This is a genomic window from Pleionea litopenaei (assembly GCF_031198435.1).
Lineage (GTDB): Bacteria > Pseudomonadota > Gammaproteobacteria > Enterobacterales > Kangiellaceae > Pleionea > Pleionea litopenaei.
Map to the genome: position 1 here is coordinate 3,360,552 of NZ_CP133548.1, position 24,303 is coordinate 3,384,854.

Annotated in this window: 21 protein-coding genes; 18 read left to right on the forward strand and 3 right to left on the reverse strand. The window is 44.3% G+C overall.

What is annotated here, in order from left to right:
* Positions 1-3: 3 nt before the first annotated feature.
* On the forward strand, positions 4-1,959 hold the full coding sequence (locus tag Q9312_RS15130; protein ID WP_309201697.1) for an alpha/beta hydrolase family protein: 1,956 nt from the start codon (positions 4-6) through the stop codon (positions 1,957-1,959).
* A 52-nt stretch (positions 1,960-2,011) separates the two neighbouring features.
* Here the strand turns inward: Q9312_RS15130 and Q9312_RS15135 are convergent, their stop codons facing one another.
* Complete coding sequence (locus Q9312_RS15135) at positions 2,012-2,767, reverse strand: sulfotransferase family protein (protein ID WP_309201698.1); 756 nt, start codon at positions 2,765-2,767, stop codon at positions 2,012-2,014.
* Between the two features lie 236 nt (positions 2,768-3,003).
* Between Q9312_RS15135 and Q9312_RS15140 the strand changes: the two genes are divergently transcribed.
* Together Q9312_RS15140 and Q9312_RS15145 are read left to right on the forward strand one after the other, a co-directional pair.
* Positions 3,004-5,598 carry a TonB-dependent receptor domain-containing protein gene (locus Q9312_RS15140; RefSeq protein WP_309201699.1) on the forward strand — a complete coding sequence of 865 codons (2,595 nt, stop codon included), beginning with the start codon at positions 3,004-3,006 and terminating at the stop codon, positions 5,596-5,598.
* 89 nt (positions 5,599-5,687) lie between these two features.
* The gene (locus Q9312_RS15145; RefSeq protein WP_309201700.1) at positions 5,688-6,785 is read left to right on the forward strand and encodes a serine hydrolase domain-containing protein; all 1,098 of its coding nucleotides are present in this window, start codon (positions 5,688-5,690) and stop codon (positions 6,783-6,785) included.
* A gap of 105 nt (positions 6,786-6,890) precedes the next feature.
* Here the strand turns inward: Q9312_RS15145 and Q9312_RS15150 are convergent, their stop codons facing one another.
* Entirely contained in the window at positions 6,891-7,616 is a 726-nt protein-coding gene (locus Q9312_RS15150; protein WP_309201701.1) for a hypothetical protein, read from the reverse strand.
* Positions 7,617-7,799: 183 nt separating this feature from the next.
* Between Q9312_RS15150 and leuS the strand changes: the two genes are divergently transcribed.
* From leuS to lipA, 15 genes are all read left to right on the forward strand, one after another.
* Complete coding sequence (gene leuS / locus Q9312_RS15155; RefSeq protein WP_309201702.1) at positions 7,800-10,382, forward strand: leucine--tRNA ligase; 2,583 nt, start codon at positions 7,800-7,802, stop codon at positions 10,380-10,382.
* 6 nt (positions 10,383-10,388) lie between these two features.
* Positions 10,389-10,913: an LPS-assembly lipoprotein LptE gene (locus tag Q9312_RS15160; RefSeq protein ID WP_309201703.1), complete on the forward strand. Its 525-nt coding sequence runs from the start codon at positions 10,389-10,391 to the stop codon at positions 10,911-10,913.
* A 3-nt stretch (positions 10,914-10,916) separates the two neighbouring features.
* Positions 10,917-11,936: a DNA polymerase III subunit delta gene (holA, locus tag Q9312_RS15165; RefSeq protein ID WP_309201704.1), complete on the forward strand. Its 1,020-nt coding sequence runs from the start codon at positions 10,917-10,919 to the stop codon at positions 11,934-11,936.
* Between the two features lie 88 nt (positions 11,937-12,024).
* Positions 12,025-12,678 (forward strand): nicotinate-nucleotide adenylyltransferase, encoded by a 654-nt coding sequence (gene nadD, locus Q9312_RS15170; RefSeq protein WP_309201705.1) that lies wholly within the window; start codon positions 12,025-12,027, stop codon positions 12,676-12,678.
* The gene (gene rsfS, locus Q9312_RS15175; protein ID WP_309201706.1) at positions 12,679-13,011 is read left to right on the forward strand and encodes a ribosome silencing factor; all 333 of its coding nucleotides are present in this window, start codon (positions 12,679-12,681) and stop codon (positions 13,009-13,011) included. It abuts the gene before it with no gap.
* Complete coding sequence (rlmH, locus tag Q9312_RS15180) at positions 13,008-13,478, forward strand: 23S rRNA (pseudouridine(1915)-N(3))-methyltransferase RlmH (RefSeq protein WP_309201707.1); 471 nt, start codon at positions 13,008-13,010, stop codon at positions 13,476-13,478. Before rsfS ends, rlmH begins: the two co-directional genes overlap by 4 nt.
* A gap of 30 nt (positions 13,479-13,508) precedes the next feature.
* Complete coding sequence (gene mrdA / locus Q9312_RS15185) at positions 13,509-15,362, forward strand: penicillin-binding protein 2 (RefSeq protein ID WP_309201708.1); 1,854 nt, start codon at positions 13,509-13,511, stop codon at positions 15,360-15,362.
* On the forward strand, positions 15,359-16,477 hold the full coding sequence (rodA, locus tag Q9312_RS15190) for a rod shape-determining protein RodA (RefSeq protein ID WP_309201709.1): 1,119 nt from the start codon (positions 15,359-15,361) through the stop codon (positions 16,475-16,477). Before mrdA ends, rodA begins: the two co-directional genes overlap by 4 nt.
* Before the next feature lie 35 nt (positions 16,478-16,512).
* Entirely contained in the window at positions 16,513-17,517 is a 1,005-nt protein-coding gene (gene mltB, locus Q9312_RS15195; RefSeq protein ID WP_309201710.1) for a lytic murein transglycosylase B, read from the forward strand.
* 4 nt (positions 17,518-17,521) lie between these two features.
* Positions 17,522-18,322 carry a septal ring lytic transglycosylase RlpA family protein gene (locus tag Q9312_RS15200; protein WP_309201711.1) on the forward strand — a complete coding sequence of 267 codons (801 nt, stop codon included), beginning with the start codon at positions 17,522-17,524 and terminating at the stop codon, positions 18,320-18,322.
* 400 nt (positions 18,323-18,722) lie between these two features.
* Entirely contained in the window at positions 18,723-19,877 is a 1,155-nt protein-coding gene (locus tag Q9312_RS15205) for a D-alanyl-D-alanine carboxypeptidase family protein (protein WP_309201712.1), read from the forward strand.
* Between the two features lie 18 nt (positions 19,878-19,895).
* Entirely contained in the window at positions 19,896-20,765 is an 870-nt protein-coding gene (locus Q9312_RS15210; protein ID WP_309201713.1) for a D-amino acid aminotransferase, read from the forward strand.
* Positions 20,766-20,788: 23 nt separating this feature from the next.
* Positions 20,789-21,070, forward strand: a complete 282-nt coding sequence (gene ybeD / locus Q9312_RS15215; RefSeq protein WP_309201714.1) for a DUF493 family protein YbeD — start codon at positions 20,789-20,791, stop codon at positions 21,068-21,070.
* On the forward strand, positions 21,070-21,756 hold the full coding sequence (gene lipB / locus Q9312_RS15220; protein ID WP_309201715.1) for a lipoyl(octanoyl) transferase LipB: 687 nt from the start codon (positions 21,070-21,072) through the stop codon (positions 21,754-21,756). Before ybeD ends, lipB begins: the two co-directional genes overlap by 1 nt.
* A gap of 9 nt (positions 21,757-21,765) precedes the next feature.
* Complete coding sequence (gene lipA / locus Q9312_RS15225) at positions 21,766-22,752, forward strand: lipoyl synthase (RefSeq protein ID WP_309201716.1); 987 nt, start codon at positions 21,766-21,768, stop codon at positions 22,750-22,752.
* Between the two features lie 156 nt (positions 22,753-22,908).
* Here the strand turns inward: lipA and Q9312_RS15230 are convergent, their stop codons facing one another.
* Complete coding sequence (locus Q9312_RS15230; protein WP_309201717.1) at positions 22,909-24,303, reverse strand: DUF3667 domain-containing protein; 1,395 nt, start codon at positions 24,301-24,303, stop codon at positions 22,909-22,911.

Below are 24,303 nucleotides of genomic sequence, written 5' to 3' on the forward strand. Positions count from 1 at the left end.
ATCATGGTGAAATATCTATCTTTATTAATTGGACTGCTGATCTCACTACAGTCCTATGCCGAGAAAGTGCCTTTAGAGGTCTTTGCTAAACAACCGAGCTTTCGTTCAGTCAAAATCTCTCCGACAGGAGAGTACTTGGCTTTTACCTATGAAGAAGGCACAGAAGTTCGACTGGCGGTCATGTCTACCAAAGACAAGAAAATTCTTTCAAGTTTTGAGTTTGGCGAGCATAAGCGTGTCATCCAGTTCGACTGGCTTAATCATGAGCGTGTAGGTATGTTGGTTCAAAAGTTTACCGGCTTGTTTGATGGTGCAAACCCTCAAACTATCTGGGTAGCTGCTAACTATGATGGATCGATACGACGTGGTTTGTGGGATTTCTCATCATCAACCATGAGCTTATTATCGACACTTGATGATGACCCTGAGCATGTATTAGTCACTAAGCGACACTGGAGTGATGGTGGTGGAGCGAAGGTCTATAAGGTTGATATTTATTCAGCAAAAAATGACTACTTAAAGCTTGAGCCTCAAAGCGCTGTTCATAGTGACCCTGGTATTATTGCTTATGGGACGAACTTAAAAGGCGAAGTTACCATCGCTTATGAGTATGACAGAGGAAAAGATGAAACAAGTGTTGAGGATGATATCGGTTATTTTCATTTTAAAGCAAAAGGTGGCAGTGACGATTGGAATCGATTGGCTTTGCCGGCGAAGCGGAAACGTCCAGTGGTTAATTTTTACGGATACAATTTAGACGAGACTAAAGTTTATTTTACCTCTAATTTTGATCAAGCCGACGATAGTACTCTCGGCTTATTCGAGATGGATTTGTCGAGCTTGGAGATCACCAAGATATTTCGTCACGAAGATGTTGATATAACCGGCGGAATATATGGCCCAGATAACGAGCTGATCGGTGTTGAGTATGAAGCCGGGTACCCTGAAAAATTCTTTATTGATCCAAAGGCCGAAGGCGCTGTTTATCTTCGCTCGTTTATGGCTGCTTTTCCTGAGCAAAGTGTCTATATTACAAGCATGACCGATGATAAGTCGAAGCTTCTTGTTTTTGCACACAGTGACCGAGATCCTGGCAAATATTACATTTACGATAAAGCCAAGAAAAGCATGAAATATCTTCTGAGTCGTAAACCAGAAGTTAAACCAGAACTGATGGCGAGAGTCGAGCCCTTTGCTTTAAAAGCGCGCGATGGATTAAAAATGTACGGCCAATTTACCATTCCCAATGGCGTCGAGCTTAAAGACCTACCATTGGTTGTTTACCCGCACGGTGGTCCTTACGGCGAAGCTGATAAATGGGGTTGGGACCGACGCGCACAGATGTTAGCGAATAACGGCTATTTAGTTATGCAGTTAAACTTTCGTGGTTCTGGTGGCTACGGTGAAGAGTTTGTGAAAGCTGGCTATGGCGAATGGGGCCGTAAAATGCAAGACGACATTACCGATGCTACCTTATGGGCAATAAAAACTGGGGCCGCTGACAAAGACCGCATTTGTATTCATGGAGTGTCTTATGGTGGTTACGCGTCGATGAACGCTGTGGTTGCAGAACCTGATTTATACAAATGCTCGATTCCCGATGCGGGACCGTATGACCTAGAACTTCAGTGGGATAATGCGGACACCTTTAGAGGTGCGAATATGAAGCATAAAGAATATTATGTTAAGCGTTATATCGGAGGTTCGAAGAATAATAAAGAGCGCTCGCCAGTATTTCATGTTGATAAAGTTAAAGCTGATTTGTTTATCGTTCATGGTGAGAATGACGTTCGTGTGCCTATCGAGAATGCCTACGTGTTAGAAGAAGCTTTGAAGAAGGCTAAAAAGCCCTATATAAAAATGTATAAAGAAGATGGACACGGTTTTCAAAAATTAGAGTATCGATTAGATCTTTATAAAGAAATGTTGAAGTTCTTAGAAAAGAATATCGGTAAGTAAGTTTGCTCTAATCTTAGAGTTTTAAAAAAGGCGAGTAACTACTCGCCTTTTTTTATAAGAAAAGGCCGTTCCAATAGTGTTTTGGTTTTGAGAAATGATCGAGTAACTTCAGGTTATCTTCTCGCAACTGCTCTATCACCCAATTAAACGTCTTGTCATCCCAACTATGGAGTGATGCGTCTTGTTTTCCTTCTCTTTGGGTGGTTGAAGATCCTTTGCGAGTATTCTTTTGTTCTTGATCTAAATTGGGATAAAAATTATCATCTACGCCTAAAAAGCGACAGACCTCTTGCGTTTGACCAATAATATCGGTGATATATTCTTCAAACCAAACTACTTTTATATTTCGCTCGCCAAAGGCTTCTCGATAAGCACTGAACACCTCCCAGTAGCGACTGGAGTCGAGCATCATGGTGTTTCTTTTAACGGCTTGAGTTAGGGAAACAAAGTTTGGGCTTTCAGGCGTTGCCGCATGCTCGTAATAGGCTGACTCAATGCGTTTGACAGGATGTCTTACCATATAAATTATTTTTGCATCAGGAACATGTTTTTTTATTCGAGAAATGGTATTCGGTTGATACCTAATACGTGAATAAGATGTTGAGGCATCGCCAACGATTTTGCAGTCTTTGCAATGTTGATACAGTGTCAAATATCGCTCCCATCCTGCTGCGTAAAATTTATCAAAGGAAAAGAAATGCGGCTCTTTGCCACGCACGATGCCTACGTCAGGGTGCTGCGCTAACAGAGACGCGAGTGACGTGGTTGCCGCTTTAGCGGCACCTATGATGAAAAAACTTGGAGTCATATCTTAAAGTTACGGATTTAAAGTTACGGATTTAAAGTTGCGGTTTAAATTTACGAGCATTACCGATGTTGCTTTCTATATCCAGTCTGCATCACACTTATTATCTTGTAAAGACAATAAGTGAGTAAAATTGAATTTATAAATAGTCAGCATAATTATTTTTTTTCGTGTCATCGCAAAATGAAGTGATGCGTTTAATGTATCTGAAAACAATAAAAATTGATCAAGGAGTATGAATGAAGAGTCGTGTTCATTTAGCAGTCGTGACTGCGTTGGTTGTTGGCGCTTATGCAAAGGCTGACGATCAGCTCAGCGTTGAGCAGAAGTTAAGCCTATCACAGGCAAGTTTAAGCGATATATCCATATTTACTAAGGATGATATTCAGGCAAAAGGCGTGAATTCAATTGCAGAGTTTCTGCATCAACTCCCGCAAAATAATTTTGGTTCTTACCGACCTATTTCGGGTCGCAATGCGACCATATCCAGTGTTAATTTGAGAGGAGTGGGTAGTAACCGAACATTGGTTCTGTTGGATGGACGACGATTGCCAGAGTCTATGCAAACTGGAAATGGTCAAGATCTTAACAGTATTCCGCTTGCCGCTGTTGAACGCATAGAAGTGTTGCCCAGATCGGCAAGTGCACAATTTGGTTCAGGGGCGATCGGTGGAGTTGTTAACATCATTACACGTGCCGACTTTGACGGCGTCGAATTAAGTTACTCGTTGGGTGACTCGAGTACTGGCGACTCTGGCATTGAAAGAGCATCGGCGATATTCGGTTCTTCAAGTGCCAAAGTAAAGTTGGTTGGTGGAATTTCGCTCAATAAACGCGATGAAATTTATCGTAAAGATGTTACCTGGTCGACTGAAGAAACGTCGTCGTTTTCAAATAACTTTTATCAAGCAAATTTAAATCCGGGAAGTTATTACGGTTACACTCAAGGGCCAGCCTATTTCCACCCGACTTATGGAAATTCGGTTCCACAAGCATGTTCAGAGCTATCAGACAGTTTTACTGTGGTCGGAGGCCGCTGCTTTTACAATGTCAACAATGACATGATGTTAGAGCCATCGCTGAATAATTACTCTCTTTTTGCCAATGCCAGTTATCGAATCAATGAGCAATGGCAAGTCTATTTCAATTCGGGCGTTTCAAGAGTGGAGTCATTTGATCAACTTGCTCCGACACCTTCTACACCTTGGGTCGGAGGCTCAGTTTTTATTCCTACAACGTCGCCGAACCATCCTGCAAATCAAGGTTTTGTAGGGTATGACGGTAATTCGCCGTTATTTCTTCGCCATCGTTTCGTAGGACTTGGTAATCGAAAGTTATTTTTGGAAGAGAATCAATATCGAGTGACGCTTGGCGCTGAGGCTGATTTAAATTCTTGGCACTTTGATTTTGGTATTCGCCGACATGAATCTAAAGGAACTAGGTTAGGATTAAACTATGTTGTGACGTCATCGGCACAAGCTGCAATTGAGTCTGGTGAGTACAATATTTATGATCCTTTAAGTAGTGATCCTGCCGTATTAGACTCTATTAAAGCAACAATCAATCGAGACATGCTTTCGTCAATTGATGAACTCTACCTCTCCGCTGAATGGCAAGGGTTTGCAATGAATGGTGGCGATGCGGTCGTAAGCTTCGATATTGAACAGCGTAAAGAAGAATATCAAGACCTCTACGATACCTTGTCGGCTTCAGGACAAATTTCAGGATCGTCTGGCAGTAATGCACTTGGGAGTCGTGATCTTACCGCGTTTGCTGTGTCGGTTTATCTTCCTTTTAGTGATAAATTGACTGTGCAATCGTCTCTTCGACAAGAAAAGTACACTGGCGTTGATGCTGAAACAGCGGTCAAATTAGCCGCGTCTTATTTAATCTCTGATGAATGGCGTTTAAGCGCACAATGGTCATCCGACTTTCGAGCGCCCGACATGCGTTCAACCACGCTAGCTCCCAGTTACTCGTTAACACAAGTGAATGATCCCGATTCATGTCTACTCGGTGGATTTCCAGGAAACTGTTTTGTGCCTGCTGCCGCTTATCAAGTGCAAAACCCAAATTTAGCTGCTGAAACCAGTGACGATTTAAGCCTAACTTTAGAATACGATCTTAATGATTCTATACAGATAAAGTTGTCTGCCTGGAACTTGTCCATCGATAACAAGCATACCTATATCGGCGCACAACAGGTTATTGATTGCGTGAGGATTCCGACCTGCCAATATGCGACTAATCTTCCTACAAATCTTAGTTCACCCAATGCTGCGTTAGGAATAGGTGTGTCTAGAGATAGCAATGGTTTTCTAACTCTGGTTCAAAATGGCGTTGTCAATTTAGGTGACTCAGACGTGGCAGGGTTTGATTTCAGCATTAACGGGGAAGCTAACTTTTCAGAGTATGGTTCTTTATCCAGTAAGTTTACTTACTCTGAAGTGAGTCAATATGAAAATGATGGCGTTGATCAAGTCGGAAAAGTTGGTAATCCAGATTATCGAATACAATGGAATAATCGCTGGTTGATTGGAGACTACTCCGTTAATTACACGCTAAACCATATTGCTAAAACAAATTCCACGTGGTTCGATCTGTATGCTCCAGCCTATGCGAGTTACGGGTATTCTGCGGCAATTGATAGTTGGACAACGCATGATCTACAGCTAAGTTGGAATACACCTTGGAATGGTCAGCTGGCTATTGGTGTAAACAATCTTAGCGATGAAGAACCATCGATCGATCCTTTGTTGAGTGAACAGTATTTGGTTAATTTGCATAATCCATACGGACGTACAACATACGTTCAATACAAGCAAAGCTTTTAGTGCTTTTAAGCGTGGAGAAATCCACGCTTTTTTTTCAAGTTAGTTTTTATACACTGAAACTTCATAGAGCTGTTAATGGAATGACTCGCATGTTGAAATACTTAGTGTTTTTTATCTTTTTGGTCATTGTTCTATCTGGCTGCGCTCAAAAACGAGTTGTTCCTTTAGAGCGTAATGATGGCTTGAAAATCAACGCTCCTGAAAACGTTGGTATTGATCAACGTCTATTGAAGTCCGCGAGCAGTGAAATATATCAATATCGAGAAAACTCAGTCTCACCGACCCTTCAAAAAAATAAAAAATACGTTGGAATTACCAGTCTTTTAGTCGCGCGAAAAAATCAGTTGGTTTTCGAGCGGTATTTTAATGGTGCGGCGCTAGAAACCCCCGTGCCTGCAGCATCATTCAGCAAAAGTGTATTATCGGCACTGATTGGAATTGCTATTGGAGAAGGTAAAATTCCGAGTGTAGAAACCAGTTTGTACGATTATTCTGATTATCCCGAATTACAACATTGGGATGACAGAAAAGCAGCGATTCAACTTCGCCATTTACTGACAATGACGACTGGCTGGGACTGTGGAAACATTGGCGATTATGAATCCCATTGTGGAGCAGAAATGGATAAGCATACTGATCCCTATAAATGGGTTCTGGATCTGCCGATGGTGGCGAAACCTGGTGAGATCTTTAACTATAACGACGCAGTACATCGTTTTTTAGGAGCAATCATTGCGATTGCAACGGATCAATACGCTACTCGCTATTATCAAGAGAAGTTAATGCTTCCGATGCAAATGGAAAATAATGTTTTGCAAACATCCACCATGACTAGCCGTGAAATGTTAAAGTTTGGTTTGTTGTATTTAAATCAAGGTCGCTTTCAAGACCAGCAAATAGTCCCAGAGTCTTGGGTTAAACAATCAACTCAGGTTCAAGTTCCCTTTAAACAATCTCAGCAATTGCAAGGCTATGGTTATTTGTGGTGGGTGTATGATTTTTCAGTAGGGCAACAAACTTTTTCCGGGTATTACGCTGCCGGCAATGGTGGTCAATATGCCTTTGTCATTCCTGCATTGGAATTAGTGGTTGTTTTTACCGGAATTAACTACGGTTCGACATACTATATGAAGCAGCCCTTTGAAATTATGGAACAGTATATTCTTCCTAGCGTTCATTCTTCCTAGCTTGAAACGCTCTTAGCGTTGAACCAGAGTTATAACCAAATGCTCATGGATTTATTCAAAGAGCATTATGCAATCGCGTAACGTGAAGGTAATCGACAGGCCTTTTTACAAACCTATCCACTGTTGTAGTAGCCGTGTGTTATTCAATAGTGATTGGGCATTGGGTAAATAAGGCCATTTGGCAGGAGCGATCTGTGGCTTAGGAAAACTGCATCTAATCGATAGACTTGGCGAAGAGGGTAACTTCGACAATGCTTCGCAATGTTCGACTTTTGCAACAAGAATGAAGGTTTGCTCCTCTAGATTTTGGGTTTGCAAGAACTGGGTCAGCTCTTCGAAAGAGAATAGCTGCGTAACAGGAACCTGAAACTCATCCGTGAGCACTTTGTTCATCAGCACCTGCTCCGGAGTTGTACCGTCATTTGCGGGAGAAGCTGCGGCAATTAAAGGAAGCCCTGTGCTTTGAGACAAGAAAGCAGCGTAGCGCAAATATTCAAGGGTTTGATTGTTGACGGTATCGGTAAACTCGTATTCTTCGGCTTTATTTTTTCTTCCTGCGCCAACGACCACAATCGTAGTAAGAGCGGACTCCGCTTCGGTGACTTTTAGCTGTCGAATCTCTTTGAGTGTTAAAGGCGGTATCTCGGCTTGCATTGAACGCAGTGTTGACTCAATCGAAGGCGTGCTAAATACATAAAGGGAGGTTGCCGAGAGCACCAGTAAAAAGCGACCCATTCTGCGCTGACTCTTCCAAACAATCCAAGCGGCAAGCACTAAAACTAAATTTAAGCCTGGTGGAAGTAAAAGTGCCGAAAGCCAATGGTCGTTCATAAGGGTCTTACTCACCTTCAATCGATACATTAAAAGGGGCCGTAACGGTTGTTGCCAAGCCGTAGGCTGCGGTATTATTAGCAGTTTATAGAATTCATACCCATTGAAGCAAACTTTACCCAAAATTCGCTTTGGAGTCGGCTTCAGTGGACGCAACTTCCTCTTTAAAGGTGTTATCAGAGCATGCAGGAACAATACAATCCGCAAGAAATTGAACAAGACGTTCAATCGTTTTGGAAAGAAAATCAGGTATTTAAAGCGGTAAAAGATACCGAGAAAGAAAAATACTACTGCTTGTCTATGCTCCCATACCCTTCTGGTCGTTTGCATATGGGACACGTTAGAAACTATACCATCGGCGATGTTATTTCTCGTTTTAAGCGAATGCAGGGCTTTAATGTTTTGCAGCCGATGGGGTGGGACGCGTTTGGGCTACCCGCGGAAAATGCCGCAATAAAGAATAAGGCTCAGCCTGCAGACTGGACCAAGCAAAACATTGCGTACATGAAAAAGCAATTAGAAAGCCTTGGCTTTGCCTATGATTGGGATCGCGAGGTGACCACTTGTGAGCCTGAATATTATCGATGGGAGCAATGGTTTTTTACTAAGTTAGTCGACAAAGGGTTAGCTTATAAGAAACAGTCTCAGGTGAACTGGTGTCCAAATGACGAAACCGTGTTAGCCAACGAGCAGGTCCATGATGGTTGCTGTTGGCGTTGTGATACTCCTGTTGTCAAAAAGGATATTGAGCAATGGTTTATACGCATTACTGAATACGCCGAAGAGCTATTGAATTCTTTGGATGATCTTGACGGTTGGCCAGACAGCGTTAAAACGATGCAACGTAATTGGATAGGTCGATCGGAAGGCATAAATATGACCTTCAAGTTAGCGGATGGCAGTGATGACGTCGCCATTTATACCACGCGGCCAGATACCTTGATGGGAGTTACCTATCTAGCCGTAGCGGCACAGCACCCACTGGCCACAAAAGCCGCTCAATCAAATCAGGCGTTGGCTGAGTTTATTGTTGAATGCAATCGCTCATCAACAGCAGAAGCGGATATGGCGACCATGGATAAAAAAGGAATGGCGACCGGTATCAAGGCTCTACATCCGATCACCGGCGAAGAAGTAGAAATTTGGGTCGCTAACTTTGTATTGATGGATTACGGTTCGGGTGCGGTCATGGCTGTGCCTGGGCATGACCAACGTGACTACGAGTTTGCATCTAAGTACGGAATCCCGATCAAGCAAGTGATAGAACCTACTTCTGACAGTGATTTAGAATGCGATTTATCCAAACAAGCCTTTGTCGAAAAAGGCGTGTTAATCAATTCAGGTGAGTTTGATGGGTTAACCTCAGAAAACGCGTTTAAGGCCATTGCTCGTTGGTTAGAAGACGCTGGCGTTGGGCAACGACAAGTCAATTATCGTTTACGAGATTGGGGCGTTTCTCGACAACGCTACTGGGGTGCTCCAATACCTATGGTTCGTTTAGATGATGGCGCAATGGTAGCCGCGCAAGAATTTCCGGTTGAGCTTCCCACCGACCTGGTTATGGAAGGGGCGACGTCGCCATTGTTGACCCACGAAAAGTTTTTGTCGACACAAGTCGATGGCCGCAACGGACGTCGTGAAACCGATACTTTTGATACCTTTATGGAGTCGAGCTGGTATTACGCGCGTTACACAACACCGCATTGTTCAGATGCGATGTTGGAGTCGCAAGAGGCAAATTACTGGTTGCCGGTTGATCAATACATTGGTGGTATTGAGCACGCTACCATGCACTTGTTGTATTTTCGCTTTTTTCATAAATTGATGCGCGATGAAGGGCTGGTAGACAGTAACGAACCTGCAAAACGATTGTTAACCCAAGGCATGGTGCTGTCAGAAACTTTTTATCGACTAGACAATGGTGCCAAAGTTTATTACTCGCCAGAAGAAGTTGAAGTTGAAAAAGACAGCAAAGGCAAAGTGTTAAAAGCGACCTTAAAAGACACGGGTGAAGAGGTCATTTTGGGCGGCATGGAAAAGATGTCAAAATCTAAATTAAACGGTGTCGATCCTCAGCATTTAATTGATTTATACGGAGCGGATACTGCGCGTTTATATACCATGTTCGCCGCACCTCCTGAGCAGTCGTTAGAATGGCGAGAAGACGGTGTTCAAGGCGCGTATAAATTTTTACGTCGTGTTTGGAAACTGGTTTTTGATCATGTCAATAGTGGCGATGTTCCTTCTGTGAAGCACGAGGAATTAACGAAACCTTTGCAAGATGTGAGACGTAAAATTCACGAAACCATTGAAAAGGTGACGGATGACATTGAGCGTCGCTATACCTTTAATACCGCCATTGCCGCAGTCATGGAATTAAGTAATAGCTTATCTCGGGTTGACCAAAGCGAAGGTGCAGCGCGAGCCGTTGTGCGTGAGGGAATTGAAACCCTGGTTCTTTTACTGAGCCCAATCACTCCACATATCTGTCATCACTTGTGGCAATCGCTAGGTCACGGTGAGAGTGTCGTCGATCAGCCTTGGCCGACACTTGATAAATCTGCGCTTCAGCAAGATGAAGTTGAGCTAGTCGTACAAGTGAACGGCAAGCTTCGAGCGAAAATCAGTGTTGCAAAAGACTTGAGCAAAGAAGCAATCGAGACTATCGCCATGGAAGATGAGAACGTTCAGCGCTTCACACAAGACTTAACGGTTCGTAAAGTGATTGTTGTTCCAGGAAAACTGGTCAACATTGTGGTGAGCTAAACTGTTTTGGCGACTTTAAACGTATTCTTAAAAGTCTTCGTGGGTTTCACCTTTGGGTTAATTCTGAGTGGTTGCGGCTTTAAGTTAGCCGGCGAGAGCCAGAGTCTCGGCGAGCTCAAGAATAACGTGGCCGTTTCAGCGCCTAACGAGTTGTACTTTTTGCGAAACCAATTGGTGGCGCAGTTACAGCAACGACAGGTGCAAGTGGTTCCTGCGATTGATGCTTCGGTGCAAGTCGTACTCATTTCTGAAGACTTGCAACGTCGAGCCGTCACTCGTAACGCGGTAGGGCGGGCGACAGAGTTTGATATTCAGCTTTTACTCACTTATCGCATTGACCATGTTAGCCCAGAGCAAAACCAAATCAACGATACTGAACTGAAGACGTTGCGAGCGAGCTCGCAACGTTCTTATTGGTACAATAATGATCAGTTATTAGCTGCTGACCACCGAGAGCGGGCCCTGTTGGTTGAGATGCGTCAAGAAATCATCGAGCGTATTTTATTCCAGCTGCGGACAAATGCGGAGTGATACTTGATTATTAAAGCGGAACAACTGTCGAGTGCCATCTCTTCTTTGAGTCAGAGTTATCTGTTGACGGGTGATGAACCTTTGTTGCTCATGGAAGCACAAGATACGGTTAGAGCCGCCGCACGAGAGCAAGGGTACACCGAGCGCCACGTTTTCGATGTTACGAAGCAATTTGACTTTAACCAAGTTCACTCAGACGCTGACAACTTAAGTTTATTTGCTGAGAAAAAAATTACTGAGTTGCGCTTCGATAAACTCCCAGATAAGGCGCAACAAGAGCAGATAAAGGAATTAATTAGCCGTTTAAACGAAGATACATTGCTATTGGTTTCTTGCCCGAAGTTAGATAAACGCCAACTGAACTCGGCCTGGGTCAAGGCGTTAAATAGTCAGGGGACAGTGGTTCAAATTTGGCCCGTTGCTGGATATCAACTGCCGCAATGGATTAAACAACGAGCTCAAGCTTCGGGATTAAAACTGACGGATGCTGCGGTCAGCGTATTAGTTGAGCGCTCCGAAGGCAACTTACTGGCAACAAAGCAAGATATTGATCGATTGCAGCTGCTGTGTGAACAAGAGACGGTAGATGCGCCGCAAGTGTTAGATACCATTGCTGACAATGCCCGATATAATGTATTTGAGTTGATTGATAGCGCGTTATCGGGCGAGGTGGCTAAAACTCGACGGATGATAGAGCTCATTCAGGCTGAGGGCGTCGTTCCGGTTATTTTAGTGGCCACCGTGTACCGAGAGGCGCGAAATCTTTTGAAGATGTCTTATCAGTTGCGACAAGGAGACTCCATGAGTGAGGTCTTGAAGCAATATCGAGTCTGGAGTAATCGCTCGAGGTTAATTACCGGGGCTCTTAATCGAGTGCCATTCGGGGTATGGGAACGCATCGTCAGCCGCTGCGGACACCTTGATAAGCTGGCCAAAGGCAGTGAAGTAGGAAACGTTTGGGATGAGCTCTTAACTTGTTTATTGCTCATGGGCGGTCAATCTATTTGGCGTCGCGTGCTGTGAGTCGTCAGGCGCGTACAAAACTGCGGTGAATGATGGTCGAAACATCACTGATAAGTAAGCCTTTTATCTTTGCTATGAGCCGAACCTAATGAGTAATCTTAGGCAACCATTGGTGGTTTTTGGGGGAACGTTTAACCCCGTTCACTATGGCCATCTTCGGTTAGCAGAAGACATCCATAACCTGTTTCCTGAAGCCGAAATACGGTTGATGCCATGTGCGACTCCGCCGCACCGCGTAGCGCCAAAAGTATCCGCGTCGGACCGTCTAACTATGTTACAATTGGCGACGCGAGATTACGCTCATCTTACCGTTGACCCGCGAGAAATAAATCGCAGTGGAACCTCCTACACTTGGCTTTCCGTCAGTGAGATTGAGCAAGAAGAACCCGAACGACCACTGTACTTAGTTATGGGAGATGATGCCTTTGCTGGCTTAGCGACCTGGTATGAGTGGCAATCATTGTTAGGTCGGGTCAATATCATTATTGTGGCTAGGCGGGGCGAATCGTCAAATTTGCGAGAAATCTCATCGACCTGGCCAATAATCTGGCATGATTCAATTCATGCGTTAAAGTTACAAGCCGGTGGCGGAGTGTTCAGATATGAAACTCCACTGTTGGACATTTCGTCCTCGTATATACGAGAGCAGATTGAACATCGACATTCTTGTCGGTTTTTATTACCCGATGTAGTCTTAGAGTATATATCGGCTAACGGTTTATACATAACCCAAGGTAAATGAATGGACAGTGAAGCTTTAAAAGAATTTGTGATAGAACAACTTGAAGATGCTAAAGCACAGAATATTAATGTGATTGATGTACAAGATAAAACCCCAATCACTGACTATATGATCGTCTGCTCTGGCACCTCTTCTCGACATGTTAAATCAATTGCGGTGCAGTTAGTGCAAAAAGCCAAAGAGCAGGGTAAGCAACCCATCGGTGTTGAAGGCGAAGACACTTCAGAATGGGTATTGGTTGATTTTGGTGATGCGATTGTTCATGTTATGCAGGCCAATGTACGAGATTATTATCAAATCGAAAGGTTGTGGAGCAACGACTTGTCTTCATGATCATTCGTCTTATTGCCGTTGGGCAAAAAATGCCTTCGTGGGTGGAAGCTGGTTACCAAGAGTATGCTCGACGGATGCCTCGTGAATGTCGCTTGGAATTGATTGAAATCAATGCAGCAAAGCGAGGCAAGCAAGCCGATATCGCTCGTATTATGGCGAAAGAAGCGGAGGCTATTTCACAAGCCATTCAATCCAGTGACTGGGTGGTCGCACTTGATGTAGAAGGGAAGTCTTGGTCAACGCCACAATTGGCGCAACAAATGACTCGCTGGCAAGACATGGGAAGAAATATTGCATTGTTGGTTGGAGGACCAGAAGGGTTAACTCCTGAGTTACGCCAACAAGCCAACCAAAAGTGGTCGTTATCAGGGTTGACCTTACCTCACCCACTCGTTCGAATTGTTGTTGCGGAAGCTTTGTATCGTGCATGGACCGTGACCGTCAATCATCCATACCATCGAGAATAATAGCTGAATATGTTATCGCGAAAGGTAACTTTGAAAAATCAGTTCAAAGAAATTGCAATCTATCGTAATCGTATGATGGTGAGTTTAGTCTTTGTTGTTTCTCTGATGATTCTATTGATCACTTGGGTGGCAGAGCTTCAAGTTTCTCAATATGAAAAGTATCGCACTGAGTCAGATAACAATCGAATTCGCGTTTTGCCGGTTGCTCCCACGCGAGGGCTTATCTACGATAGAAATGGCATTATATTAGCTGAAAACCGTTCGGTTTATTCGTTAGAGCTGGTCCCTGAACAAATTAAAGACATCGATCAAACCATCGATGAGCTAGCAAAAATATTAGCCATTGATGCCGATGATCGAGAGCGTTTTTATAAAGAACTACAAAGAACTCGTGAACGGTTTAAAAAAATACCCATCAAATCAAAAATCGATGAGAAAGAAGTCGCTGTTTTTTCGGTTAACCGTCATCGGTTTCCGGGGGTGAGCGTCGAAGCTCGTTTAGTTCGATTTTATCCCTATGGCGAAGTATTGGTGCATGCACTAGGTTACGTTGGACGAATAAATGATCGAGAGTTACAAACGATCGATGCACAAAACTATCGAGCAACCCGTCATATTGGAAAGGTTGGCATTGAAAAATTTTACGAAACCGAATTGCACGGAGTGATTGGGAGTCAACGAGTTGAGTCAGATGTTCAAGGAAGAGTGCTCGATGTGCTAGAACAGCAAGATCCAGTAGCGGGTGTCGATCTGCATTTGGAACTGGATTTACCTCTTCAGTTAGCGGCATTTAATGCACTGAAAGGACAGCGCGGAGCCGTGGTTGCTATTGATCCCAAAACAGGTGGCGTGTTAGCGCTGGTGTCAACTCCGGGGTATGATCCAAATTTATTTGTCACCGGCATTTCAAGTAAAGATTATAAAGCGTTACTCAATGAAGACAGACCATTGTTCAATCGAGCGCTGCGTGGTCAGTACTCGCCTGGTTCAACGATAAAACCGCACATTGCTTGGTTGGGTTTAGAGAGTAAAACGATCTCACCGAACTACTCCATTGATGATAATGGCGTCTACTTCTTACCCAATGATGAAAAGCGACGATATCGTGATTGGAAAAAATGGGGGCACGGTAAAAATATATCCTATCGCCGAGCCATCATAGAATCATGTGATACATTTTTTTATGACTTAGCGTACAAACTTGGAATCGATCGAATTTCAGACACGATGAAGCAATTCGGTTTTGGTTCATTGACTCAAATCGATATGGGAGAGGAAGTGCCCGGGTTGATGCCGAGTCGAGAATGGAAACAAGGCGCGAGAAGAGTGCATTGGTTTCCCGGCGAAACGGTTATTACTGGTATAGGACAAGGCTATTGGTTAGCGACGCCATTACAAATTGCCAATGCCGCCGCAGTTATCGCGAATAACGGCGTGCGTTACCAATTGCACGTGGTGGGCGCAATTGGTTCGAACGGTGAGCGCCGTCTAGTCGCTCCGAGTCTCGCTGAGCTGCAAGTTGATATCGGAGATGGCGAACATTTTAAACGCATCCAAAATGCCATGAAAGAGGTTAATCACAATCGAGTGATTGGAACGGCGCGTAGCGCTTTTGCCGATGCACCCTATTTATCAGCCGGAAAAACCGGAACCGTGCAGTTGTTCGGACTGGGTGAAGATGAAGAGTATGAAGCTGAAAATTTAGCGGAACGATTACGCGATAATGCGCTCTATATTGGGTATGCGCCTTTTGATGATCCTACCATAGCCGTCGCAGTGGTGGTTGAAAACGCAGGGGGCGGAGGCTCTAATGCAGCGCCAATTGCACGCAAAGTTATCGATCAGTACTTATTGAGTTCAACAACCGAGAATGACAAACCATGAGCGTTCGTAGTCACACTCATAAAGAACGACAGTCACTCGCATGGCGATTGCATATCGACATTCCTCTGTTGCTATGCTTGTTGATCGTCATAGGCTTCGGCTTGATGGTTTTGTACAGCGCCGGTGGAAAAAGCGAAGCTTTAATGTATCGACAGGTAACGCGGCTTGGTATGGGATTTGTTGTGTTATTTGTTATGGCGCAGTTGCCCCCGAGATTCTACGAAAAGTGGGCGCCTGCCTTATACACTGCGGGCATATTATTATTGTTTGCGGTGTTGTTATTTGGCGACAAAGGAAAGGGAGCGCAACGATGGTTAGAGCTAGGGAGCTTTAGGTTTCAGCCATCAGAGATGATGAAGTTAGCCGTTCCTTTAATGGTCGCTTGGTTTTTTAGTCAGCGAGTTTTACCTTCGAAGAAGCGAGAACTGTTGATTGCAGCTGTAATAGTGTTTGTTCCTACTTTGCTAATACTGATGCAACCGGATTTAGGAACCAGCTTACTGATCGCGAGCTCAGGAATTTTTGCGATTTATTTGTCGGGTGTCAGTTGGAAGTTGATCTTTAGTTTCGGAATTGCGGGTATTGTGTACGCGCCAGTTCACTGGTTTTTTGTAATGAGAGAATATCAGCGCGAGCGAGTCTTGGTTTATTTGGATCCTGAACGAGATCCGTTGGGAAGTGGGTACCATATTATACAATCGAAGATTGCGATTGGTTCAGGGGGAACCAGTGGCAAAGGTTGGCTAGAAGGGACTCAATCGCAATTAGAATTTTTACCAGAACGTTCGACGGATTTTATTTTTGCCGTATTGGGTGAAGAATTTGGTTTGGTGGGTGTTATCTTGCTGCTGGTCATGTATTTACTCGTGATTGCTCGAGGAATGTACATCGGCATGCAAGCTCAAGAAACCTTCTCGCGACTTCTATCGGGCGCCATTGTACTAACATTTTTTATCTATTTATTTGTGAACATTGGCATGGTAACCGGTTTGTTACCCGTGGTAGGTTTACCTTTACCTTTGGTGAGTTACGGGGGGACATCGATGGTTACCTTGATGGCCGGTTTTGGCATGTTAATGTCAATTCATACTCACCGTAAATTGGTTTCTAACTAGTTGGAATTGCAAAGTCATTGAGTTAAGGAGATGGCGTGTTGAATATTGTTAAAAAGTTATCACTGTTCTTTGGTTTCGTCGTGTTCAGTTGTAGCTCATTACTTGCTTCTGATGAAGTTGAAGAAACCCCAGAACAATTCATGCAGCGCATGGTGCAAGAGCACAAGATGGATCCTGTGTGGTTAAAAGACTTATTTGATAAAACGCAGAAAAACCAACGCATCATTGATTTAATGAACACGCCGGCTGAAGGGAAACCTTGGCACGAATATCGAAAAATATTTGTGCGAGAGGCGCGCATTAAGGCGGGAATAAAGTTTTGGAATGACTACCAAGTTGAGCTTCAGCGGGCGGAATCGACGTTTCAAGTTCCTGCTTCTATTATTGTTGGCATTATCGGAGTTGAGACCTTTTACGGCAAAATAAAAGGCAATATTAAAGTCATGGAAGCTCTGTATACGCTAGGGTTTCACTATCCAAAACGTGGGAAGTTTTTTCGCGGAGAGTTAGAGCAATATTTAATTTTAGCGCAAGAGCAACAATGGGATCCTCTAGAGCCAGAAGGATCTTATGCTGGCGCAATGGGCATGGGACAGTTTATTCCGACAAGTTATCGCGAATTTGCCGTCGACTTCGATGGCGACGGAAAAATTGATTTATTCAATAATCCTGTCGATGCGATCGGAAGTGTTGCTAATTATTTTCGCGTCCATAAATGGCGCTGGGCAGAACCGGTTGCTTACCAATTAACGGCATTAGGAACGATGCAAGACGCTTTTCTTCCAGAGCGTTATAAGCCAAAAGCGACCGCTGGAAATCTTAAGTCTGCAGGGTTTAATTGGCCAGTTCAAACGCTCGATGAACAAGCCGCGGGAATTGTTGATTTTGAAATGCCAGATAATGAGAAACAGCACTGGGTGATATTTGATAACTTTTATGTCATCACTCGATATAACCGTAGCCCTTTGTACGCGTTAGCGGTTTATCAGTTTAGTCAAGAAGTTAAGGCGCGGCGCGCTCAGTCTTATTGGATGAACTAACGTTATGATGAAGCACTTTTCTTATACAGCTAAGACATTTTCACTGCTTCTATTATGTTTACTCATCAATGCTTGTAGTTGGTTTGAAGTAAAAGATAGTGGACCATCTAAGCCGGTTGATGTTTCACAAGTCCCCGATGCAGTCCCGCGAGTGGAGCCTTTAAGTCGCTATGGAAATCCCGAATCTTATGAGCACGAAGGCATTCGATATCAAATTTTAAAGTCAGCCGCAGGTTATAAACAGCGAGGCATTGCCAGTTGGTATGGAACCAAGTTTCATGGAGAAAGAACGTCGTCAGGAGAACCTTACGACATGTACACGATGAGTGCGGCTCATAAAACTTTGCCACTTCCAAGTTATGCTCGAGTGACTAATTTAGCGAACGGTCGCTCTGTTGTGGTTAAAATAAACGATCGAGGCCCCTTTAAAGCCGACCGCATCATTGATTTATCTTATGCTGCGGCAGTCAAGCTCGGGTTTCATCATCTCGGCACGACTCAGGTTGAAGTTGAAACTATTGTGCCGCAAGGTACGCATGAAATAGTGGGGCCTTCTTCCGTACCGAGCGATAAGCAGACCTATGTTCAAGTGGGTGCTTTTTCTGACAAAGAAAAGGCGCAAACCTTGAGTCAGGCGATTAAACAACAAGTACCCTGGGAAGTTAACTTATCGAGTGTGAGAGTGAATAGAAAGCTGTTGCATCGTGTGCGAATTGGTCCGATAAGCTCGCTTGATGAAGCGAATCGTCTCGTTGAAACCTTGACCATCCCCGCACTTGGAAAGCCTCGGGTGATCTTCGAATAAGCCTGCTGCGGCTGATTGAGAGTGCCGCTGCCGATAAACTTGATGTCGTCGCTCTTAGGTTCTTCTCGATTATCATGGAAAGTCGCAAAGTGAAGCGGCATATGCACTAGAGCAGTTCTAATCCGCTGTTTTTAATTCAATTTTTGGGAACTTTTAACCGTTACTTAGGTCATTTAGCATAAGCGCTCGCTGTGCTACAATTCGCCCCAATTGAACGTTCGGTTGGTTGTGTGTAACGTCACTGCCAATTGAAGCGCCTCTTGAGCAACCAAGGTTGAGTTTAAATTAGGGCCGTTAGAAGGCTTTCTACGGTCGACTGCTTAAGCTCAGTTTTAAGTAGTGTCAAATTTAAGTGGCGTCAAACGCTCGTACACTTTCAGTTTTAGGAAAAAAGACTACCATGACTCGGTTTGCAGCATTTTTACTGATTTTATCCCTCACTATCACCGCTCGTGTTGTCGCGATAACGCCAGCACCTCCTGCACTTGGTGCCGATGGGTACATTTTAATGGATTATCAGTCTGGGCATGTGATCGCCGAAAACAACGCCGATAACCCTCTTCCTCCAGCCAGCTTAACAAAAATGATGACCAGCTATGTGGTCTCAGCAGAGTTGGCGGCAGGAAATATTCAGCTAACCGATATGGTAACGGTGAGCGAGAATGCTTGGGCGAAGAATTTCCCTGAGTCGTCAAAAATGTTTATTGAAGTCAATAAACAGGTGTCGGTCGAAGACTTATTGAAGGGGCTGATTATCTCTTCTGGTGGTGACGCGAGTGTTGCATTAGCAGAACACATTGCGGGCTCAGAAGATGCCTTTGCACAGTTAATGAATATGCACGCTCAGAAGTTGGGAATGACCAACACGCATTTTGTGAACGCCCATGGCTTAACGGCGGATGGTCATCAAACCACTGCTCGAGATATGGCAATTTTAGCGCGTGCTTTAATTAAAGACTATCCGCAAGAATATGAACTGTACAAGTTGAAAGAGTTTACCTACAACAATATTCGACAATACAACCGCAACAGCTTGCTTTGGGATCGTAGCCTCGAAGTCGATGGTGTAAAAACGGGTCATACAGAAGCTGCAGGTTACTGCTTGGTTTCATCGGCTGTAAAAGATGGTATGCGTTTGATCGCTGTGGTTATGGGCACGAGCAGTGAAGATGCTCGTAAAATTGAGAGTAAGAAGTTGCTAACTTATGGCTTCCGATTTTTCGAAACGGTATCGCCTTTGACAGCCAATTCGCAAGTGCATCAAGCTCGAGTATGGGGTGGAGAGGTTGAACAGGCGACGTTAGGCGTTTTAGAGCAAACCTACTTAACCATTCCTCGTGGAAAACGTCAGCAACTCAAGGCCAACTACGTCGTCGAAAATGAACTCGAAGCGCCATTAGCAAAAGGGCAGGTTGTAGGACAAATTTTCTTTGAGTTAGAGGGCGAAGAAGTGGCTAAGGTACCGATGGTGGCGCTCGAAGACGTTGCCGAAGGTGGCTGGTTCTCGCGTATGATCGACGCCATCAGTCGCTGGTTTAGTGAACTCTTCTCTTAAGTTATATTGCAAGGGGCAATGAGTGTGTCCATCGTCTATTTAAATGGTGACTATTTGCCACTAGCAGAAGCCTCGGTATCCGTGATGGACCGAGGTTTTTTGTTTGGTGATGGGATTTACGAGGTGATTCCGGTCTATGCAGGACAATTGTTTAGACTGCCACAACACCTTCGTCGTCTTAACCGGAGTCTTTCCGAAATTCTCATCGATAAGTCTTATTTACCAGAAGATTTAGAAGAAGTGAGTGCAAACTTACTTAGCAAAAACAACGTGCAAAATGCGAGTCTATACTGGCAGGTAACTCGCGGGCAAAGCAGTCAGCGAGATCATCGGTTTCCTTCGAATACCGAGGTGACCTGTTTTGCCACCGTTAATCCTCTACCCAGCGCTGCACAACAACCAGACGCGACGGGTCGGAAAGTGATTTCAGTCGAAGACGTGCGTTGGCAACGCTGCGATATTAAGGCCATAACGCTTCTTGCTAACTGTATGGCGCGTCAGCAAGCTGAAAACCAAAGGGCCGATGAAGCTATAATGGTTCGTGACGGCTTTGCCATCGAAGGATCAGCCTCTAATTTATTTATGGTTCAACAAGGCTGCCTAGTGACTGCCCCTGAAAGTCATTGGATTTTAGGTGGAATCACCCGAGAACTTATTTTAGAGATAGCGAGAGAGAAGGGCTTGAGAGTAAGTGAGCGGTTATTCACCCTTGATGACTTGTTGCAAGCCGATGAAGTTTGGATCAGCAGCTCTATGCGTGAGATACAGCCTGTGGTTAGTGTTGATGGGCAAGCCATTGGCAATGGGCAGGCGGGCCCGATGTGGCATCAGATAACGGAGTATTATATGGCTTACAAGCAAAAGCTGTATAATGGCGACATTGTTTAAAAGAAATTAGGTACAGGCAACTTATGAGTCAGTCCGATACGCCTTCTGGCATTAACCCTGAACTTTGGGAATTCCCTTGCCAAATCGCATTCAAGACCATGGCTGTCAATCGTATTGACATTGATATCGAGGTTCTGTCGGTTGTGCAGAATGTCGTGCCCGGCGATTACGCTCCGCAATTAACACCGTCGACTAAGGGTAACTACGTTTCGATCACGATTCATCTCACTCTGCATTCTAGCGATCAGGTAGAGCAATTGTATCGCGAAGTGCGAGCTATTCCCGATGTAAAGATGTGTCTCTGATGGGAGCCATTGAAGTGGAAACTGCCCCCGCTGATGACTTGACTGAGCGACTTGTTGTTCGGCAGTTGGGACGTCAAGATTACCAGCCGGTGTGGAAGGCCATGTCAGCGTTTACTGATCAACGCGATCAGAGCACCAGCGATGAGATTTGGTTAGTGGAACATGAGCCGGTGTTTACGCAAGGGCAAGCGGGCAAAGCTGAACACATTTTAGCGCCAGGCGATATTCCAGTGGTTCAAGTCGACCGAGGCGGACAGGTTACCTATCATGGACCTGGTCAGCAAGTGGTGTACTTTCTCATCGATTTGCGACGTAAAAAGTTTGGCGTGCGTGATTTGGTATCGGCCATTGAAGATGCTGTGGTTGATACTCTCGAATCTATGAATATCGCTGCGCACCCCCGCGCTGATGCGCCGGGTGTGTACGTCGAAAGTGGCGCAAAAATTTGTTCACTCGGCTTAAGAATCCGTAAAGGGTGTTCGTTTCATGGTTTAGCGCTGAACATCAATATGGACTTGAGTCCTTTTAATCGCATTAACCCTTGCGGTTATGCTGGAATGCAAGTTACCGATATTAAAACTGAAGGCGGCTTCGACAGTTTAGAAAAAGTCTCGCCGGTTTTAGTTAACCATATTATGAAAAATCTAGAATACCGCCAAGCTCAATCGTTGGTCGGTTTGGAGTAGTACCCTATTATGAGTGAAAACCCATCTGTTAACCTAAAGTCTGAAAAACCAGCTAAAAAAGTGGCGGGTGTAAAGTTACGTGGCGCAGATAAAACTGCGCGCATTCCAATTAAAATCGAGCCTACTGAAGAAATGCCGCGTAAGCCTGATTGGATTCGCGTTCGTTTGCCCAGTGGAAACCAAGTGCAAGAAATCAAAAACATGCTGCGCAATAAAAAGTTGCATACGGTATGTGAAGAAGCATCTTGTCCGAATCTGCCAGAGTGTTTCGGGCATGGTACGGCGACGTTTATGATACTTGGAGATATTTGCACACGTCGCTGTCCTTTTTGCGATGTAGCACATGGTCGCCCATTGCAACCGGACGCTGATGAACCTAAGAATTTGGCCGACTCGGTCGTCAGCATGGGACTCAAGTACGTGGTTATTACCTCCGTTGATCGAGATGATCTTAGAGACGGCGGGGCGCAACACTTTGTTGACTGTGTTAATCAGGTTCGAGAGCAATCTCCGCAAACCAAAGTTGAAACCTTGGTCCCGGATTTTCGCGGACGAATGGATCGTGCTTTAGAAATATTAGGCGCAGGCTTGCCAGATGTTTTTAATCACAATTTAGAGACAGTACCACGTCTTTATCGTCAAGCTCGTCCAGGAGCTGACTATCAATGGTCGTTAGACTTGCTAAAAAAGCACAAAGCGTTGTATCCGAAGGTAGCAACCAAATCAGGCTTGATGGTTGGACTCGGAGAGACGAACGAAGAAATCGTCGAAGTGATGAAAGACTTACGCGCTCACGATGTCGATATGTTGACGATTGGTCAGTATTTACAACCAAGTAAGGATCATCATCCCGTTAAGCGCTTTGTAACGCCAGCGGAGTTTAAAGAGTTAGGTCAAATTGCCGAAGAGCTAGGCTTCGTTAATGTGGCCAGTGGCCCGATGGTTCGCTCTTCTTATCATGCGGACAAACAAGCGGCTGGTGAGAAGATTTCGTAACGACATATCAATCCTAAGCTTCGATGCGACGGATTTGCGAGAAATTCAAGAAGGCAAGGAACTCAAGGTTTCCTTGCCTTTTTTCGTTTAAGACGAGGTTGCTTCGTATAACGTCAGTATTTCAACGTCAATTGGATTAGCTCAACCTCAGATGGGTTAGTTCAAGAGTACCGCCACGATGAGAGCGACGGTAGCACTAAATGCCGCCATGATGAAATACAGTAGACTTAGGAAGAACCATTTCCAAACCGTTAAGAACCAGTTCTGCTGATAGACGACGCGTAGCGAAATTAAAAAATAAATGGGTATCCAAATCAGCATGGCTACTTCAAGAAATCCAAACCCATGGCCTATAAACCTTACCAACCCATTATCGGAACTAATCAACGAGTCATTGATAATTTCGAACCATAAAGAAAGTAAAATAGCTAAAAATAAAAACGCATGACCATGAAACGCGTGAATCAAATGCTCGATGTAGTAGCGTCGTGCAAACGGGTAACTGATTTTCATAACGATGGCGAACAAGGGCACCAACAACAACATAAGCTTTGGAATCACCTCTAACATATCACTCCAAAAATCTTCACGCTCATCCGGATCTTTCAGTTTTTTAATGTTGGTTTTCAGGCGTTCTGAAAGTTGCTTATTATCTTCTTCAGATAAAAACGGAAAATTGACCGTTACATTATCATCATCAACATTGATGCCTATATCATTGGTATTAGGCGTCTCTGGAGCTTCAGGCACGGCTTTGTCTTTGCTGTTGCCTTCTATAGCATTCTGATTTTCTTCGTCTTTTGGTTTGGTGGATTCATTAGCATGAGTTTGATCCGTTTCGTTCACGCCTTGTTGATTGGAGTCATTATTGAGTAATGAGCTTGTCTCTTGTTTCTCAACGCCAGTATTTTCGACATTGGGTACTTGTTTAACGTCAGGCGGCGTCTTGGCAAGCTCTTTACGTTCTTGTTCTGTCAGTAACTCTTTAGGAATGGGGAATGATTGCTCTTGACCGGTTAACGCCATTGCACGATTAATGGTATCGAGTTTATTGCGCGCTTTTGCTCGCTCTTCTTCATTTAATTCTTCTAGGGGTTTATCGGAAAGGCTTTTTAAAATTTCTTGATATTGCTTTTCTTTGATCTTTTCTCCAGCAACAATATTCTCTCCGTTAATTTGAACTTGATGTGCATCGGTGGTCTTATTCAGCACCCAGATAAAAAAGATACAGAATATGCTGGTTAATAGAAATAGACGGAGCGGAGGTACATAGCGAAAGCGGCGACCAGCGACATATTCTTTGGTTAAAAAGCCCGGTTTAAACAGTAACGCGAAAAGTGTTCTCGCGGCGCGAGAATCGATACTGATAATATCTTCGAGTAATTCATGGATAAGGGTTCCGAAAAACCGAATAATGGAACGATCCGGTTGGCCACATTGATGACAAAAAGGGCCTGACAAAGGCGTGTGACAATTTTTACATTGCTGTTGTTCGGATTCTTTGGGTTGCTCAATCATTGAGTTGTGTGTGGCTGCTTGTTCCGTCATCAT